Origin of the sequence: Klebsiella sp. MISC125, from assembly GCF_051131775.1 — a bacterium.
Classification (GTDB): domain Bacteria; phylum Pseudomonadota; class Gammaproteobacteria; order Enterobacterales; family Enterobacteriaceae; genus Klebsiella.
The window spans coordinates 4,813,605-4,828,028 of the sequence record NZ_CP180448.1 but is presented as its reverse complement, the minus strand read 5'-3'; the positions used below and the strand labels follow the sequence as shown (position 1 = coordinate 4,828,028).

General features: G+C 53.2%; 17 protein-coding genes. 14 read left to right on the top strand and 3 right to left on the bottom strand.

Annotation, left to right across the window (positions count from 1 at the left end; genetic code table 11):
* The first annotated feature begins 377 nt into the window (after window positions 1–377).
* Window positions 378–581 carry a DUF2754 family protein gene (locus ACMYSL_RS22690; protein WP_110273818.1) on the top strand — a complete coding sequence of 68 codons (204 nt, stop codon included), beginning with the start codon at window positions 378–380 and terminating at the stop codon, window positions 579–581.
* Between the two features lie 151 nt (window positions 582–732).
* Here ACMYSL_RS22690 and ddlA read toward each other — a convergent pair whose 3' ends face one another.
* Window positions 733–1,830 (bottom strand): D-alanine--D-alanine ligase, encoded by a 1,098-nt coding sequence (gene ddlA / locus ACMYSL_RS22685; RefSeq protein WP_434659998.1) that lies wholly within the window; start codon window positions 1,828–1,830, stop codon window positions 733–735.
* Window positions 1,831–1,929: 99 nt separating this feature from the next.
* On the opposite strand from ddlA, the gene ACMYSL_RS22680 reads away from it, so the two are divergent.
* The 8 genes from ACMYSL_RS22680 to psiF all read left to right on the top strand — a co-directional run bounded on the left by ACMYSL_RS22680 (window position 1,930) and on the right by psiF (window position 9,790).
* On the top strand, window positions 1,930–2,613 hold the full coding sequence (locus tag ACMYSL_RS22680; protein ID WP_434659997.1) for an extensin-like domain-containing protein: 684 nt from the start codon (window positions 1,930–1,932) through the stop codon (window positions 2,611–2,613).
* A 169-nt stretch (window positions 2,614–2,782) separates the two neighbouring features.
* The gene (locus ACMYSL_RS22675; protein ID WP_110273816.1) at window positions 2,783–3,982 is read left to right on the top strand and encodes a multidrug efflux MFS transporter; all 1,200 of its coding nucleotides are present in this window, start codon (window positions 2,783–2,785) and stop codon (window positions 3,980–3,982) included.
* Between the two features lie 177 nt (window positions 3,983–4,159).
* Window positions 4,160–4,924: a gluconate 5-dehydrogenase gene (gene idnO / locus ACMYSL_RS22670; RefSeq protein WP_061155606.1), complete on the top strand. Its 765-nt coding sequence runs from the start codon at window positions 4,160–4,162 to the stop codon at window positions 4,922–4,924.
* A gap of 96 nt (window positions 4,925–5,020) precedes the next feature.
* On the top strand, window positions 5,021–6,310 hold the full coding sequence (locus ACMYSL_RS22665) for an MFS transporter (RefSeq protein ID WP_110273813.1): 1,290 nt from the start codon (window positions 5,021–5,023) through the stop codon (window positions 6,308–6,310).
* 66 nt (window positions 6,311–6,376) lie between these two features.
* The gene (idnR, locus tag ACMYSL_RS22660) at window positions 6,377–7,369 is read left to right on the top strand and encodes a DNA-binding transcriptional regulator IdnR (RefSeq protein WP_061155604.1); all 993 of its coding nucleotides are present in this window, start codon (window positions 6,377–6,379) and stop codon (window positions 7,367–7,369) included.
* Window positions 7,370–7,597: 228 nt separating this feature from the next.
* A complete protein-coding gene (iraP, locus tag ACMYSL_RS22655) occupies window positions 7,598–7,858 on the top strand; it encodes an anti-adapter protein IraP (protein ID WP_181483389.1) in 261 nt (86 codons plus the stop codon).
* A gap of 89 nt (window positions 7,859–7,947) precedes the next feature.
* Window positions 7,948–9,378, top strand: a complete 1,431-nt coding sequence (gene phoA, locus ACMYSL_RS22650; RefSeq protein ID WP_434659996.1) for an alkaline phosphatase — start codon at window positions 7,948–7,950, stop codon at window positions 9,376–9,378.
* 91 nt (window positions 9,379–9,469) lie between these two features.
* Window positions 9,470–9,790 carry a phosphate starvation-inducible protein PsiF gene (gene psiF, locus ACMYSL_RS22645; RefSeq protein ID WP_110273810.1) on the top strand — a complete coding sequence of 107 codons (321 nt, stop codon included), beginning with the start codon at window positions 9,470–9,472 and terminating at the stop codon, window positions 9,788–9,790.
* 46 nt (window positions 9,791–9,836) lie between these two features.
* Here the strand turns inward: psiF and proC are convergent, their stop codons facing one another.
* Window positions 9,837–10,646 carry a pyrroline-5-carboxylate reductase gene (proC, locus tag ACMYSL_RS22640; RefSeq protein ID WP_112214092.1) on the bottom strand — a complete coding sequence of 270 codons (810 nt, stop codon included), beginning with the start codon at window positions 10,644–10,646 and terminating at the stop codon, window positions 9,837–9,839.
* A gap of 159 nt (window positions 10,647–10,805) precedes the next feature.
* Between proC and ACMYSL_RS22635 the strand changes: the two genes are divergently transcribed.
* Window positions 10,806–11,264 carry a YaiI/YqxD family protein gene (locus ACMYSL_RS22635; protein ID WP_110273808.1) on the top strand — a complete coding sequence of 153 codons (459 nt, stop codon included), beginning with the start codon at window positions 10,806–10,808 and terminating at the stop codon, window positions 11,262–11,264.
* Here ACMYSL_RS22635 and ACMYSL_RS22630 read toward each other — a convergent pair.
* Window positions 11,261–11,959 (bottom strand): DUF2076 domain-containing protein, encoded by a 699-nt coding sequence (locus ACMYSL_RS22630; protein WP_182236661.1) that lies wholly within the window; start codon window positions 11,957–11,959, stop codon window positions 11,261–11,263. The two genes, ACMYSL_RS22635 and ACMYSL_RS22630, sit on opposite strands and share 4 nt — an antisense overlap.
* A 335-nt stretch (window positions 11,960–12,294) precedes the next feature.
* On the opposite strand from ACMYSL_RS22630, the gene aroL reads away from it, so the two are divergent.
* The 4 genes from aroL to ppnP all read left to right on the top strand — a co-directional run bounded on the left by aroL (window position 12,295) and on the right by ppnP (window position 14,393).
* Window positions 12,295–12,822, top strand: coding sequence for a shikimate kinase AroL (gene aroL, locus ACMYSL_RS22625; protein ID WP_182236664.1), 528 nt, complete (start codon window positions 12,295–12,297; stop codon window positions 12,820–12,822).
* A gap of 71 nt (window positions 12,823–12,893) precedes the next feature.
* Window positions 12,894–13,085 carry a YaiA family protein gene (locus ACMYSL_RS22620; RefSeq protein WP_110273805.1) on the top strand — a complete coding sequence of 64 codons (192 nt, stop codon included), beginning with the start codon at window positions 12,894–12,896 and terminating at the stop codon, window positions 13,083–13,085.
* A gap of 255 nt (window positions 13,086–13,340) precedes the next feature.
* Entirely contained in the window at window positions 13,341–14,021 is a 681-nt protein-coding gene (locus ACMYSL_RS22615; RefSeq protein ID WP_434659995.1) for an AroM family protein, read from the top strand.
* Window positions 14,022–14,108: 87 nt separating this feature from the next.
* Window positions 14,109–14,393, top strand: a complete 285-nt coding sequence (gene ppnP / locus ACMYSL_RS22610) for a pyrimidine/purine nucleoside phosphorylase (RefSeq protein ID WP_004099395.1) — start codon at window positions 14,109–14,111, stop codon at window positions 14,391–14,393.
* The last annotated feature ends 31 nt before the right edge of the window (window positions 14,394–14,424 follow it).

Sequence of the window (14,424 nt, the reverse complement as noted above, 5' to 3'; positions counted from 1 at the left end):
TACCTCCGTACTTCGCTTTCCTGCCGATTTTTCAGCGATCTACATATACACAAAATCATTCAAGATGCATCGAGGCGGCAAGTCTGAGAATCCCCAGGAGCTTACTCAAGTAAGTGACTGGGGTGAGAAGACGTAGCCAACAAAGAGGCAGTTTGAAGGATGATGTGTATAGAGGCTATTCTGGCAATGAGGATCGGATTTCAGTATCAGATTGCTGGTAATTTCCGTCCAGGAATGTTCCTGATTTCACCGGTTTGCGAGTTTGCTACAAATTTGTGAAATTTAGACCAATATCGCAATGTGCGACAATTCTCAACTCGGCTACAGACCGGCGGTGGCGGCTATGCGAAGATGCTTTTTTTGTTGTCGGAGTCATCATGAAGCTCACTGAAAAAATTCGCCGCGACTGGCACTATTACGCGGTTGCGCTGGGGTTAATTTTTATTATGAATGGCGTGGTTGGGCTGCTGGGCTTTGAAACCGAGGGCTGGCGTTCATACGCCGTTGGGCTGGTGACGTGGGTGATTAGCTTCTGGATTGCCGGGTTTATTATTCGCCGTCGTCCGGTCGAGGAAGCGTGAACCGGGGCGATAAACCGAAGCTGCGTTGCGCGTTGTTTCCCGGAGGCGGTGCTGGTGTACCTGTCCGGGCTACCGGCCCGCAGTCGATGGTGAACCCGTAGGCCGGGCAAGGCGCTAGCCGCCGCCCGGCAAAGTTAACCGCTATCCCGGATTAATTCATTGATGTTTTCAGCGCGCGATCGGCGGCGTGACGCTCAAGCGCCAGCTCAATCAGGCGGCTAATCAGGCTGGTGTAATCCAGACCGCTGGCCTGCCACAGTTTCGGATACATGCTGATATTGGTGAAGCCCGGCAGCGTGTTGATTTCGTTAATCACCACCTCGTTATCGGCGGTCAGGAAAACATCAACACGCGCCATGCCGCTGCATCCCAGCGTCTGGTAAGCACGAACGGCTATCTCGCGAATTTTATCGTTCACGTCGCTGTCGATAGCCGCTGGAACCACCACCTTCGCGCCCTGATCGTCAATGTATTTGGTGTCGTAGGCGTAGAATTCGCTATTGAGGACGATTTCGCCGCAGGTGCTGGCCTGCGGGCTATCGTTACCCAGCACCGCGCACTCTATTTCACGCCCTTTAATTCCCTGCTCAACCACCACTTTATGGTCAAATTCAAAGGCCAGCGCCACGGCCTGCTGGTACTGCTCTTCGCTATTTACCTTACTGACGCCTACTGAGGAACCCTGGTTCGCCGGTTTAACGAACAGCGGTAGGCCGAGTTGCGCCTGCACGTCGGCGAAGCTCAGCTGATTGCGGTTGGCGCGGGTGAGGGTGATAAACGGTGCAATCGACAGACCGGCATCGCGCAGCAGACGCTTGGTGACATCTTTGTCCATGCAGGCGGCGGAGCCGAGGACGTCGGAGCCGACGAAAGGCAAATTCGCCATCCGCAGCATGCCTTGCAGGGAGCCATCTTCCCCGAGGGTACCGTGGACAATCGGGAAGATCACATCGATGGCCGCCAGCGGCTGGCCGCTATCGGCATTAATCAGCTGCTGGGCATCACGGCCCGGGATTTGCGCCAGCGTAACATCGGATGGACGCAGGGCAATGTGGGCAGGGTCCTGCGGATTGAGCAGATAGTTGCTGGCATCGTTGATATGCCAAATTCCCTGCTTATCAATCCCTAACAGAACCACGTCGAAGCGCGTTTTATCAATCGCATCCACGATATTTTTCGCTGACTGTAACGACACTTCATGCTCTGCCGATTTACCGCCAAAAACGATCCCAACCCTCATCTTAGCCATTTCAACTTCCATCCTGATTACATCAAAGCGCATAACATAGCATGTGAAAGAGCCGCCTGGCTGCCATAATATTTACCTTGTAAAGCATTGGGAGGTAGCGTGAAAGGAAAAGGTCTTATCGCTCTGTTAGCGCTGCTGTCAGCCGGGTATTACGGATATCGTTATCTTCCACCGCAGTATAATCCGCTGGTGCTGTTGCGCCTGGAAGACCCGCCCGGGTTAATCAGTCACTACAAGCTGCGTCGATTGACGCCCGAGCAGTGTTCTGGCCTGCTAGAGGAGGCTAATCGTAGGCAGATCATTACCAGCCAACCGGTCGCCGATAGCGGGGGAGAGTGTCCTTTGCAAAACGTGGTGCGGGTACGCGATTTTGGTGCAATAAAGCTGAGCAGTAGCTTCCTTGCAAGCTGTCCGCTGGCGCTGAGCAGCGCGCTGTATATGGAACAGCAGGCAAAACCGCTGACTCGTCAGCTACTGGCGAGCGAACTGCGCCAGGTCGAGCATTTTGGCAGTTTTGCCTGCCGCAATATTTATCATCGCCAGAACGCGCGGCGCAGCGAACATGCCACCGCGGAGGCGCTGGATATTAGCGGTTTTCGCTTAGCCGATGGGCGACGGATAAGCGTGCTGAAAGGATGGCCCGATGCGCAGTATCATCCCTGGCTGCAAGCGCTGCTGACCAACGGATGCAGTTATTTTGGTAACGCGTTAGGGCCGGACTATAACGCGGCTCATGCTAATCATTTTCACCTCGGGATGCGCGGCCAGCGTTTCTGTTTCTGAGCATATCGCGCTGCATACAAGGTCTTTCACCATGAAATTGTTTGCCTGAGCGTAATCAGATGCCATAAAACACCAAACTCCGCGCCAGCGCACCTCTGGTACTACCTCGCAGGAGGGAAATTGCTAAGCTAGTTAATAATTTCCAAAAAATTAATGAATACGCGTAGTTATGGAATCCTGGAAGGTTAATCTCATCTCCGTCTGGTTTGGCTGTTTTTTTACCGGACTGGCTATCAGCCAAATTCTCCCCTTTTTACCGCTGTACGTGTCCCAGCTTGGCGTCACCTCGCACGAAGCCTTATCCATGTGGTCTGGTTTGACCTTCAGCGTCACTTTCCTGGTGTCGGCGATTGTTTCGCCGATGTGGGGGAGCCTGGCTGACCGCAAAGGGCGTAAGCTGATGCTGCTGCGCGCCTCGCTCGGTATGGCCATCGCTATTTTATTACAGGCGTTTGCCACTAACGTCTGGCAGCTGTTTATCCTGCGCGCGGTGATGGGGCTGACTTCTGGTTATATTCCCAACGCCATGGCGCTGGTCGCTTCTCAGGTCCCGCGCGAGCGCAGCGGTTGGGCGCTGAGTACGCTTTCGACGGCGCAAATCAGCGGGGTTATCGGTGGGCCGCTGCTCGGTGGGTTTCTTGCTGACCACGTAGGTCTGCGGGCGGTATTTATCATCACCGCCGCGCTGCTGACGGTGAGCTTCCTGGTCACGTTGTTCCTGATTAAAGAGGGCGCTCGTCCGCAGGTTAGCAAAGCACAAAGGCTCAGCGGTAAAGCGGTGTTTGCCTCGCTGCCCTATCCGGGGCTGGTGATTAGCCTGTTCTTCACTACCCTGGTGATTCAGCTGTGCAATGGCTCAATCGGCCCGATTCTTGCCCTGTTTATCAAGTCGATGGCACCGGATAGCAATAATATCGCCTTCCTGGCTGGGATGATCGCCGCCGTACCGGGCGTCTCCGCGCTTATTTCCGCCCCGAAGTTGGGCAAACTTGGCGACCGGATTGGTACCTCGCGGATCCTGCTGGCGACGCTGTGCTGCGCGGTGGTGATGTTCTTTGCCATGTCGTTCGTCACGACGCCATTCCAGCTCGGCGTTCTGCGTTTTCTGCTCGGTTTTGCCGATGGGGCGATGTTGCCTGCGGTACAAACTCTGTTGCTGAAGTACTGTAGCGATAGCGTCACTGGGCGTATTTTTGGTTATAACCAGTCGTTTATGTATCTCGGTAACGTTGTCGGCCCGCTGATTGGCGCATCGGTATCGGCGATGGCGGGTTTCCGTTGGGTATTTATCGCTACGGCGATTATTGTGCTGATCAATATCTGGCAGCTGGCTATCATGCTGCGTCGTAGTCGCCGTACCGCCGCCTGACCCCTTTCTTTCTCTTCGACCGGCATTGACGTCACTACGTCAATGCCGGTTTTTGATCTTCCTCATCTATAAATGCATCACCGATCACAAAACGATCATTTTCACCTCTTACCCCCTTCTATTTGTAACTGTTACGCGTATACAGTTACGCGTAACAGTTATGGAAAAAGAGGTTTTATGAGAAATTTATTCGATTTATCAGGGAAACGTGCGCTCATCACCGGTTCTGCTCAGGGGATTGGCAATCTGCTGGCCGGTGGCCTTGCAGAGTATGGCGCAGAGATAATCATTAACGACCGTACTCAGGAACGAGCTGACCAGGCGGCGCAGGCGTTGGTGGCTCAGGGCCACCGCGCAGTAGGTTATGCGTTTGACGTGACTCAGGCGGCGGAGGTTGAGCAGGCCATTGCCCGTATCGAAGAGGAATTCGGTGCAATTGATATTCTAATTAATAACGCCGGGATCCAGCGCCGCTACCCTTTCACTGAATTCCCCGAAGAGGAGTGGGATCGGGTTATTGAAGTTAACCAGAAAGGCGTTTTCCTTGTCTCGCAACAGGTGGCGAAATATATGATGACGCGCCGTGCGGGAAAAATAATTAATATTTGTTCAATGCAAAGTGAATTAGGTCGCAAAACCATTACTCCGTATGCCGCATCGAAAGGGGCAGTTAAAATGCTGACTCGCGGAATGTGCGTGGAGCTGGCGGAATATAATATCCAGGTCAACGGGATTGCACCGGGTTATTTTGCCACCGAGATGACGACCGCGCTGGTGAATGACGAGGCGTTTTCCGCCTGGCTATATCAGCGCACCCCGGCAGCGCGCTGGGGAAAACCGGAAGAGTTGATTGGCGCGGCGGTGTATCTGGCTTCGCCAGCGGCAAACTTCGTTAACGGTCATTTGTTGTTTGTGGACGGCGGGATGCTTGCTGCCGTTTAAATAACTTTGCGTCTTTCGGGAAACTGGCACGCTCGCGATACCTGAAAGACGATATATTAAACCCGTGTGATGATATTCATTATCTGAGGATTGCTTATGCAAATGCTCGCGAAATTACCAGCGCGTCGCTGGTGGTATTTAATGCCGATTATTTTTATTACCTATAGTCTGGCGTACCTTGACCGCGCGAATTATGGCTTTGCCGCTGCGGCGGGAATTGAAAGTGATTTAGGCATTACTAAAGGCACCGCGTCGCTGATAGGCGCACTCTTTTTTCTCGGCTATTTCTTTTTCCAGGTGCCCGGTGCGATATATGCGGTAAAACGCAGCGTGCGCAAAATGATTTTCTTTAGCCTTATTTTATGGGGCTTCTGCGCGGCGGCGACCGGGTTCGTCAGTAATATTCCGATGCTGATGGTGATTCGCTTTACTCTTGGCGTGGTTGAGGCGGCGGTGATGCCTGCGATGCTGATTTACATCAGCAACTGGTTTACCAAAACCGAGCGTTCGCGCGCCAATACCTTCTTGATCCTCGGAAACCCGGTGACCGTGCTGTGGATGTCTATCGTATCCGGCTACCTGATTCAGTCCTGGGGCTGGCGTGAAATGTTCATCATCGAAGGTATTCCGGCGGTGTTGTGGGCAGTATGCTGGTGGATCCTGGTCCGCGATAAACCCTCTGAGGTCTCCTGGCTGAATGAGCAGGAAAAAGAGACCCTGCAGAAGGCGATGGATAGCGAACAGAGCAATATCAAGCCGGTACGTAACTATGGCGAAGCGCTGCGCTCGCGCAACGTGATTATGCTGTGCGCCGTTCATGCGTTGTGGAGCATTGGCGTATACGGTTTCATGATGTGGATGCCGTCGATTCTGAAAAACGCTGCGCAGATGGATATTGTGGCGGTAGGTTGGCTGGCGGCGGTGCCATATCTGGCGGCGATCTGTCTGATGCTGACGGTTTCCTGGCTGTCAGATAAGTTCCAGAATCGTAAGCTGTTTATTTGGCCGTTGCTGCTGATTGCCGCTATCGCCTTCTTTGGTTCCTGGATGGTGGGTGACCAGGCGTTCTGGTTCTCCTATGCGCTGCTGGTGATCGCTGCAGCCTGTATGTATGCGCCTTACGGTCCTTTCTTCGCGCTGATCCCGGAACTGCTGCCGCGTAACGTCTCCGGCGTGTCGATGGGCTTGATTAACAGCTTCGGCGCTCTCGGTGCTTTCCTCGGCGCGTGGCTGGTAGGTTATTTGAATGGGATTATGGGCGGACCTGGCGTTTCTTACACCTTTATGGCGATCGCGCTGTTGGCTTCGGTGGTGCTGATGTACAACGTGCGTGCCAATAACGAACCTTCCTCGTCATCGGTCACGGCAAAAAAGGTCGCGGGTTAACATAAACCGTAGCTGCTGTGGTAAGGTTCTCTGCGAGTACATAAGTCGTTTGTCGCAGAGAACCCGATGAAAAACAACCGGATGACATTGCAGGATATCGCCAACCTGGCAGGGCTAAATAAAATGACGGTGAGCCGTTATTTGCGTGACCCCGGCCAGGTTTCTCAGCGCAGCCGTGAGCTGATTTCAAAGGTCATGGAAGAGAATAACTATATCCCTAATCGGGCGCCGGAAATTCTGCTCAACGCGCGCAGCAAAACGATAGGCGTGCTGATCCCCTCTTTTCGCAATCAGATTTTCGCCGATGTGTTGGCCGGTATTGAATCGGTAACCTCCGCGCACCAGTACCAGACCCTGATCGCCAACTACGAATATGACCCGCAGCGCGAAGAGCGCGAAGTGCTCAATTTGCTCTCCTATAATATTGATGGCCTGATCCTGACCGGCAAGCAGCATAGCGATCGCATGATTCAATATGTACGCGCCAGCGGTATTCCGGTTGCGGAACTGATGGACTTCGGCGGACAGCAGCTTGATATTCAGGTGGGGTTTGATAACGAAAAGGCGGCGTGGGATATGACTAACGCCTTTCTCGAAAGCGGCAAACGGTCAATTGCCTTTTTTGGTTCAATGGACGACCCTCGCGATCTTAGTCGTTTTCGCGGCACCGAGCTGGCGCTGGAGGTTCATGGCCTGAAGGCGTATCACATGGCTCCGCGCACCATCTCCTCGGTCGCCCTTGGCCGGCAGATGTTCCTGCAAACGCAGCAGTCGCGCCCGGATATCGACGCCATTTTTTGTACCAATGACGATCTGGCGGTGGGGGTATTGCTGGAATGTCAGTCACAGGGCAAAGCGGTGCCGAAAGAGATAGCCATAGCCGGTTTTCATGGGCTGGAAATTGGCCGCGCACGCTTGCAGAAAATAGCCAGCGTCATTACCCCACGTTATGACATCGGTAAAACAGCAAGTGAAATACTGATTGCCCGATTGGCAGGTAAAGACGCGCCGGACAGCGTTAATCTGGCCTACCAGATATATTATGGTGATACGTTATAGTTATCGATGGAATAGCAATATTCCATTTTATTCTTATGTTGATGAATTTGGTTATGAGGCTTATTAATTGCTATTGAGTATATTCCATGGTCTGAATAAGCAATGAGCAAAACGTTTCGCTTAATATGGGATGGAAAGAGATGTTATTTTTAAAATAATACTGGTGTACGATGGCTGATGTATGACATAAATAGCAGCCTACGGACCTCACATTAAGGATAACGCATTGTGAAGAATCTCATTGCTGAGCTACTGGTGAAACTGGCACAGAAGGAAGAGGAAGCAAAGGAATTAACGGCCCAGGTTGAGGCGCTGGAAGTGGTCGTCACCGCGCTGTTGCGCCATATGGCGCAGGATGCCCAGCAGGCATTAATCAACGATATTGAGCAGGCAATCGAGCAGGCAAGCCCTGGCCCGCTGGTCGATGATCGTGACACCCAGCTATTGCAGCAATATATAAAGAAGCTGTTACAGCATCCTCGTAGTTAGTCTCTGTGACAAGATATGGATGCTGTCATTTTACTGTCACATCGCTTTTATACAGTCTCCCTCGTTTTGTTTTTTAAAGTATTTTTTACATGGAGACGATAAAAGTGAAATTAAGCGCCCTGTTTATTGCCCTGATACCTCTGCTGGGCTCCCCGATTATTCATGCTGAAACGACACCCGCACCGGTTCTGGAAAATCGTGCCGCTCAGGGCGATATCACCACGCCGGGCGGAGCGCGTCGTTTAAGCGGCGATCAAACCGAGGCGCTGCGTGCTTCGTTAATCAACAAGCCGGCCAAAAATATTATTTTGCTGATTGGCGACGGGATGGGTGATTCTGAAATTACCGCTGCGCGAAATTATGCTGAAGGGGCGGGCGGTTTCTTTAAAGGTATTGACGCGCTGCCGCTGACCGGCCAGTACACTCATTATTCTCTGGATAAGAAAACCGGCAAGCCGGATTATGTTACCGACTCCGCCGCTTCCGCAACGGCCTGGACCACCGGTGTCAAAAGCTACAACGGCGCGCTGGGTGTGGATATCCATGAAAAAGATCATCAGACCATCCTTGAGCTGGCAAAAGCGGCGGGCTTAGCGACCGGTAACGTCTCAACGGCGGAGCTACAGGATGCGACCCCGGCAGCGCTGGTGGCCCACGTCACTTCGCGTAAATGCTATGGCCCAAGCGTGACCAGCGAAAAATGCGCCAGCAACGCGCTGGAAAAGGGCGGTAAAGGTTCTATTACCGAACAACTGCTGAATGCCCGCGCCGACGTGACGCTGGGCGGCGGGGCGAAAACCTTCGCTGAGAGCGCGACTGCCGGTGAGTGGCAGGGTAAAACGCTGCACGATCAGGCAATCGCTCGTGGCTACCAGATTGTCACCGATGCCAGCTCTTTGAGCGCCATCAACCAGGCGAACCAGGACAAGCCGCTATTGGGGCTCTTCTCTCAGGGCAATATGCCGGTACGCTGGGAGGGGCCGAAAGCCTCTTATCATGGCAATATCGACAAAGCCGCGGTGACCTGTACTCCGAACCCGAAACGTGATGCCTCGGTGCCGACGCTGGCGCAGATGACGGAAAAAGCTATCGACCTGCTGAGCAGCAATGAAAAAGGCTTCTTCCTGCAGGTGGAAGGCGCGTCTATCGATAAACAGGACCACGCGGCGAATCCGTGCGGTCAGATTGGTGAAACCGTCGATCTGGACGAAGCGGTGCGGAAGGCGCTGGAATTCGCCAAAAAAGAGGGTAATACCCTGGTCATCGTTACCGCCGACCACGCACACTCCAGCCAGATTATTCCGGCAGACACCAAAGCTCCGGGTCTGACGCAGGCGCTGAACACCAAAGACGGTTCGGTGATGGTGATGAGCTACGGCAACTCTGAAGAAGAGTCGATGGAGCATACCGGCACTCAACTGCGTATTGCCGCCTACGGCCCGCACGCGGCCAACGTGGTCGGCTTAACCGACCAGACTGACCTGTTCTACACCATGAAGGCTGCACTTAATCTGAAATAAACCGCCGCCGGTAGCGAATTTACGTTACCGGCTGGTTTTTTCTCCATCAGCGACCAGACTTACAGAGATCCACTCAGAGAAGGATGGTGTGATGAAAATAACATTACTTGTGACCCTACTTTTTGGCCTGGTATTTATGACGGCGGTGAGTGCCGCGGAAAAAGAGTTGACCCCACAGCAGCAGAAGATGAGCGTCTGTAATAAAGAGGCGTCATCGAAGTCGTTGAAAGGGGATGAGCGTAAGACGTTTATGAGTAACTGCCTGAAGAAAGATGCCACCACGCAGGACGGCAAGGGGCTAACGCCTCAGCAGCAAAAAATGCGTGAGTGCAACGCTCAGGCGACCCAACAGTCTCTGAAAGGGGACGATCGCAGCAAATTTATGAGCGCCTGCCTGAAAAAACAGGTGTAAGAAATAAGCGGGTGAGGGAAACCTCACCCGCAATTCGGCATTTAAATCAGGAGCGGCTTAGCTTTTCTGATTTCTCCATGCATTTGACCATTGCTTCGATAACGGCGGAGCGGAAGCCTTTCTCTTCCAGCACGCGCACGGCTTCGATTGTGGTGCCGCCAGGCGAGCAAACCATATCCTTCAGCGTACCCGGATGCTCCCCACTTTCGAGCACCATTTTGGCGGAACCCATCACCGCCTGTGCCGCAAATTTGTAAGCCTGAGCGCGCGGCATTCCACCGAGCACCGCAGCATCGGCCATCGCTTCGATAAACATAAAGACGTAGGCTGGGGCGGAGCCGCTGACGCCAACTACCGGGTGAATCATCTGCTCGGCGATCAGCTCTGCCTGGCCAAAACAGCGGAAGATAGTCAGGATTTCGGCTGTTTCTTCGGGGCTGACCAACGCGTTTGGAGTGACCGAAGTCATGCCTGCATTGACCAGAGACGGCGTGTTGGGCATGGCGCGAACTATTTTGCGGTCATGGCCCAGCGCGCGTGCCAGCTGGTCTAGCGTTACGCCCGCGGCAATGGAAACGACCAGCGAGTCTTTATTCAGGCTGGAGGCCACGTCGCTGAGCACTTTGACCATCACTCCCGGCTTTACGGCGCCGAAAACGATATCCGCCACCTGGGCGACTTCCTGCGCGCTTTGTGCTGCATTAATGCCGTACTGGTCGTGCAGGGCCGCGACTTTGTCCGGCGACGGGGTGTAGACCCAGATTTGCCCCGGCTGAACCTGTCCGCTGGCGATCAGGCCGCCCAGGATGGCCTTGCCCATATTGCCGCAACCGATAAAGCCGATTTTCTTCTCCATCACCAATCCCCTTTGTTTTGTCGTTAGCTCTCTAGCTTATCATCAAAAAGCCCTCCGGGGACTTCGCCGTTTACGGCGGGGAGCCGTCAACTTGTCGCTTTCACGAAAGGCAAAAGCAGGTAACAATACGGTTTCTCTTTTTCGTCGACAGGAGCCGCAATGGCTATTTGGGTTGATGCGGACGCGTGTCCGAATGTGATTAAAGATATTTTGTTCCGTGCCGCCGAGCGCGCGCAAATCTCAATGACGCTGGTGGCTAATCAGCCGCTGCGCGTTCCACCGTCGCGTTTCATCCGCACCCTGCGCGTGGCCCAGGGTTTTGACGTAGCGGATAACGAAATCGTGCGCTTATGCGAGCCGGGAGATCTGGTTATTACGGCAGATATCCCGCTGGCAGCTGAAGTTCTGGAAAAGGGCGGTGCGGCGCTGAATCCGCGCGGTGAGCGTTATAGCGAGGCAACTATTCGCGAGCGTCTGACGATGCGCGACTTTATGGAAACGATGCGGGCCAGCGGCGTGCAGACCGGCGGCCCGGATAGCTTATCCCAGCGCGACCGACAACAGTTTGCCGCCGCGCTGGAGAAGTGGCTGTTAGAGGTCAAACGACAGCAGAATTAAACCCAGCTATCGTCGTCGCTGCCGAAATCGCTATCGTCGCCAAAACCGGCGTCGAAATCGGAATTATAAGCACTGTTATCGGCAAGGAACTGTCCATCATCCTGGCGGAAGGTATCGTCTGCCGCGCTGGTGTCCTGTGCCTGGCTAAGGTCCGGCTGCGGTTTGTCTTCAATAATATTGACGATCTCCTGTGGGTGCGAACCGCTGAACATATTCGTCAGCATATTCCCGAGCACCACACCGCCAGCAACGCCGGCCGCCGTTTGCAGCGCGCCTGCCATAAATCCCCCGCCGCTGCGTGCTGCCGCCTGCGGAGCATAGTTTTGCGCCTGCTGGGCGTACTGCGGCTGCGCGTTAGCCTGCGGCCGGCCGTATTGCTCTGCGCCAGGAATCGGGTCGGAGCCGCGAGACTGGCCGCCACCAAACAGTCCAGAGAGAAATCCGCCGCTGCTTGGTTTCGCCGCCTGAAGCTGCGTCACCTGACTTTCCAGCGCCTGAATGCGGTCGTTGAGCTGTTTGATAGCCGCCTCCTGAATCAGGATAGTTTGCGCCATATAGTAGGGGGCGGAAGGCTGCTCGCTGACGTGCTGGGCAATCCGCTCTTCAGCGCTGGCATCGCGGGATGCGCTGCGGGTCTCGGCCTCTTTCAGCCGGGAAAACAGTCCATCAATAAGGCGTTGCTCTTCAGATTGCATAATACATTCCTCAGTCATACTAATTAATGAGCGTCAGAGTCTCCCTGAACGACCCATGTTGTAAATATGTTGCCGCGTAAAGCTATGCAGAAATGTGTTACTGTTTACGCCAGACTGCGAACAAAAAATAACTTTTGCGGGAAAGTAAAGCTGGCATAACACCAAATGCAATGATAAGTTTACATGTAAAGTCCTTTCAAATACTAAGGTGAAAGGGTTCGTAGATGGTGTGTAACGTTTATTTTACGGATGTCATTGAGTGAGTTTGCGGTACCATTGTTTCTCTTTTCGCTTTCTTTATATCCGCAAAACGCGGAACCAAGGGGTCTTCGGTAATGGCACAGCTAATTTTTCTTGTCGGGCCTCGCGGCTGCGGTAAAACAACCATCGGTCACGCGCTGGCGCAAGTTCGCAGTTTCCAGTTCGCTGACACGGACCATGAGCTGCAGGAACATGAGCAGCGCACGGTCGCGGCTATCGTCGAGCAGGAAGGCTGGGAACGTTTTCGCGCGCTGGAAACTCAGGCTCTGGAAAGAGTCGCGCAGCCGGCGACGATTATCGCCACCGGTGGCGGCATTATTCTTAGTGAATACAATCGTCAGTTTATGCGCGAGAACGGCGTAGTGATTTATCTGGAAGCCTCGGTTTCTGCGCTGATTGACCGCCTGGAAGCCTATCCGAAAGCTGAGCAGCGTCCGACGCTGACCGGGAAACCCATCCGCGATGAAGTGGGTGAGGTGTTGGCGCAGAGAGAAGCGCTGTATCGTGCTGCCGCGCATCATATTATTAATGCGACCGTATCGCCGGATGAAGTGGTTGAGCAGATTATGGCGACGGTTTGCGGGGCGACCTACAGCAGTTAAGATTTTGCTTACGGTAAACGGATCGGCAGCGCCTATACTTTAAAATTCTTAAAGTAGAAAAAGGAAGCGTTATGCCGACCAGACCTCCATATCCAAGAGAAGCGCGTATCGTTGCTGTTGAAAAAGGGCCGGAAGGTCAATCGGTGACATGGTATGAACTACGCGCTGATCATCCCACGCCCAATTCGCTTATCAGCGAGCATCCCTCAGAACAAGAAGCGCGAGATGCAAAACAGCGCTACGAAGATCCTGACAAATCATAATTTCCCTATTAATGTCCGGGACTCACTCTGAAAAGGACCGTTACCGGGCATCTATCACATTTTTAATCTATTAACAGTACTAATGATTACCTAAGTTACGGATTTTCAGGAGCGTTTTTAACGCTTCTGGAATCTTTACATTCCATAGCGGCATTAACCTGCTACGCTTCTCGACGGTTGATTTTTAGTCACCATGGGGCAGATGTTGTTAATAGAAGCCTGTTTTTAAACAGCGGTACTGAAAAGGTACATGATATGAGTAGTGCATCGATGGCTATTTTGACCATTGGGGTAGTACCGGTGGCGGAGATGTTGCCGCTTTTAACCGAGCATATCAGGGAAGATCAAATCACCCACATTAGCCTGCTTGGCAAAATGGCGCGTGAAGAGGTTATGCAGGAGTATGCCGTGGAATCCGGCGAAGAGACGTTACTGACCTTGCTGAGCGATAATCAAATTGCGCAGGTCTCTCGGCAAAAGGTAGAGCGGGATTTGCGTAGTGCTATCGCGATGCTCGACAAACAAAATTACGATCTTATTTTACTGATGAGTACCCATCCTTTTCGCGGCTTTGCGGCGAATAATGCGATCCTGCTCGAACCGCAAAGGATCATCCCACTGCTGGTGGCATCCATTGTTGACGGTCACCAGGTTGGGGTGATTGTTCCGGTTGAAGAGATTTTGCCGCTACAGCAGGAGAAATGGCAGGTGTTAGAAAATACACCGCTGTATGCCATCTCCAATCCGGTTAGCGGTAGCAAAGATGATTTACTGGCCGCGGCCAGGGAGTTGATAGCGCAAGGGGCTGATGTACTGATGCTGGATTGTCTGTGCTACCACCAGCAGCATCGTGACGTGTTACAAAAAGCGCTGGATATTCCGGTTCTGTTGTCAAATGTGCTGGTTTCCCGACTGGCGGCAGAACTATTAGTTTAACCTGATGCAACGCGTTAATTTTACGTGACAGGGGCAAGGAGCGCCCCCTATATTGTGCCTTCAACACCAGATCATAAGGGCGAGTTTATGCTTCAAAGCAATGAATACTTTGACGGAAAAGTAAAATCTATTGGCTTCACCAGCAGCAGTACCGGTCGTGCGAGCGTGGGCGTGATGGCGGAAGGGGAATATACCTTTGGTACCGCGCAGCCCGAAGAGATGACCGTGGTTAGCGGCGCGCTGAACGTGCTTCTGCCGGGTGAGACCGAGTGGAAAGTGTATGCCGCCGGTGAAGTATTCAACGTTCCGGGGAATAGCGAGTTTAATTTGCAGGTGGCTGAACCAACTTCCTATCTGTGCCGCTATCTGTAAGACAAATATCCTTCCTGCTCAGGCAGGAAGG

Bases quoted from the DNA above. Each gene is read 5' to 3' on its own strand.
- ACMYSL_RS22690 (WP_110273818.1), top strand. From the start codon at position 378: ATGAAGCTCACTGAAAAAATTCGCCGCGACTGGCACTATTACGCGGTT.
- ddlA (WP_434659998.1), bottom strand. From the start codon at position 1,830: ATGGCTAAGATGAGGGTTGGGATCGTTTTTGGCGGTAAATCGGCAGAG.
- ACMYSL_RS22675 (WP_110273816.1), top strand. From the start codon at position 2,783: ATGGAATCCTGGAAGGTTAATCTCATCTCCGTCTGGTTTGGCTGTTTT.
- idnO (WP_061155606.1), top strand. From the start codon at position 4,160: ATGAGAAATTTATTCGATTTATCAGGGAAACGTGCGCTCATCACCGGT.
- ACMYSL_RS22665 (WP_110273813.1), top strand. From the start codon at position 5,021: ATGCAAATGCTCGCGAAATTACCAGCGCGTCGCTGGTGGTATTTAATG.
- idnR (WP_061155604.1), top strand. From the start codon at position 6,377: ATGAAAAACAACCGGATGACATTGCAGGATATCGCCAACCTGGCAGGG.
- phoA (WP_434659996.1), top strand. From the start codon at position 7,948: ATGGAGACGATAAAAGTGAAATTAAGCGCCCTGTTTATTGCCCTGATA.
- psiF (WP_110273810.1), top strand. From the start codon at position 9,470: ATGAAAATAACATTACTTGTGACCCTACTTTTTGGCCTGGTATTTATG.
- proC (WP_112214092.1), bottom strand. From the start codon at position 10,646: ATGGAGAAGAAAATCGGCTTTATCGGTTGCGGCAATATGGGCAAGGCC.
- ACMYSL_RS22635 (WP_110273808.1), top strand. From the start codon at position 10,806: ATGGCTATTTGGGTTGATGCGGACGCGTGTCCGAATGTGATTAAAGAT.
- ACMYSL_RS22630 (WP_182236661.1), bottom strand. From the start codon at position 11,959: ATGCAATCTGAAGAGCAACGCCTTATTGATGGACTGTTTTCCCGGCTG.
- aroL (WP_182236664.1), top strand. From the start codon at position 12,295: ATGGCACAGCTAATTTTTCTTGTCGGGCCTCGCGGCTGCGGTAAAACA.
- ACMYSL_RS22620 (WP_110273805.1), top strand. From the start codon at position 12,894: ATGCCGACCAGACCTCCATATCCAAGAGAAGCGCGTATCGTTGCTGTT.
- ACMYSL_RS22615 (WP_434659995.1), top strand. From the start codon at position 13,341: ATGAGTAGTGCATCGATGGCTATTTTGACCATTGGGGTAGTACCGGTG.
- ppnP (WP_004099395.1), top strand. From the start codon at position 14,109: ATGCTTCAAAGCAATGAATACTTTGACGGAAAAGTAAAATCTATTGGC.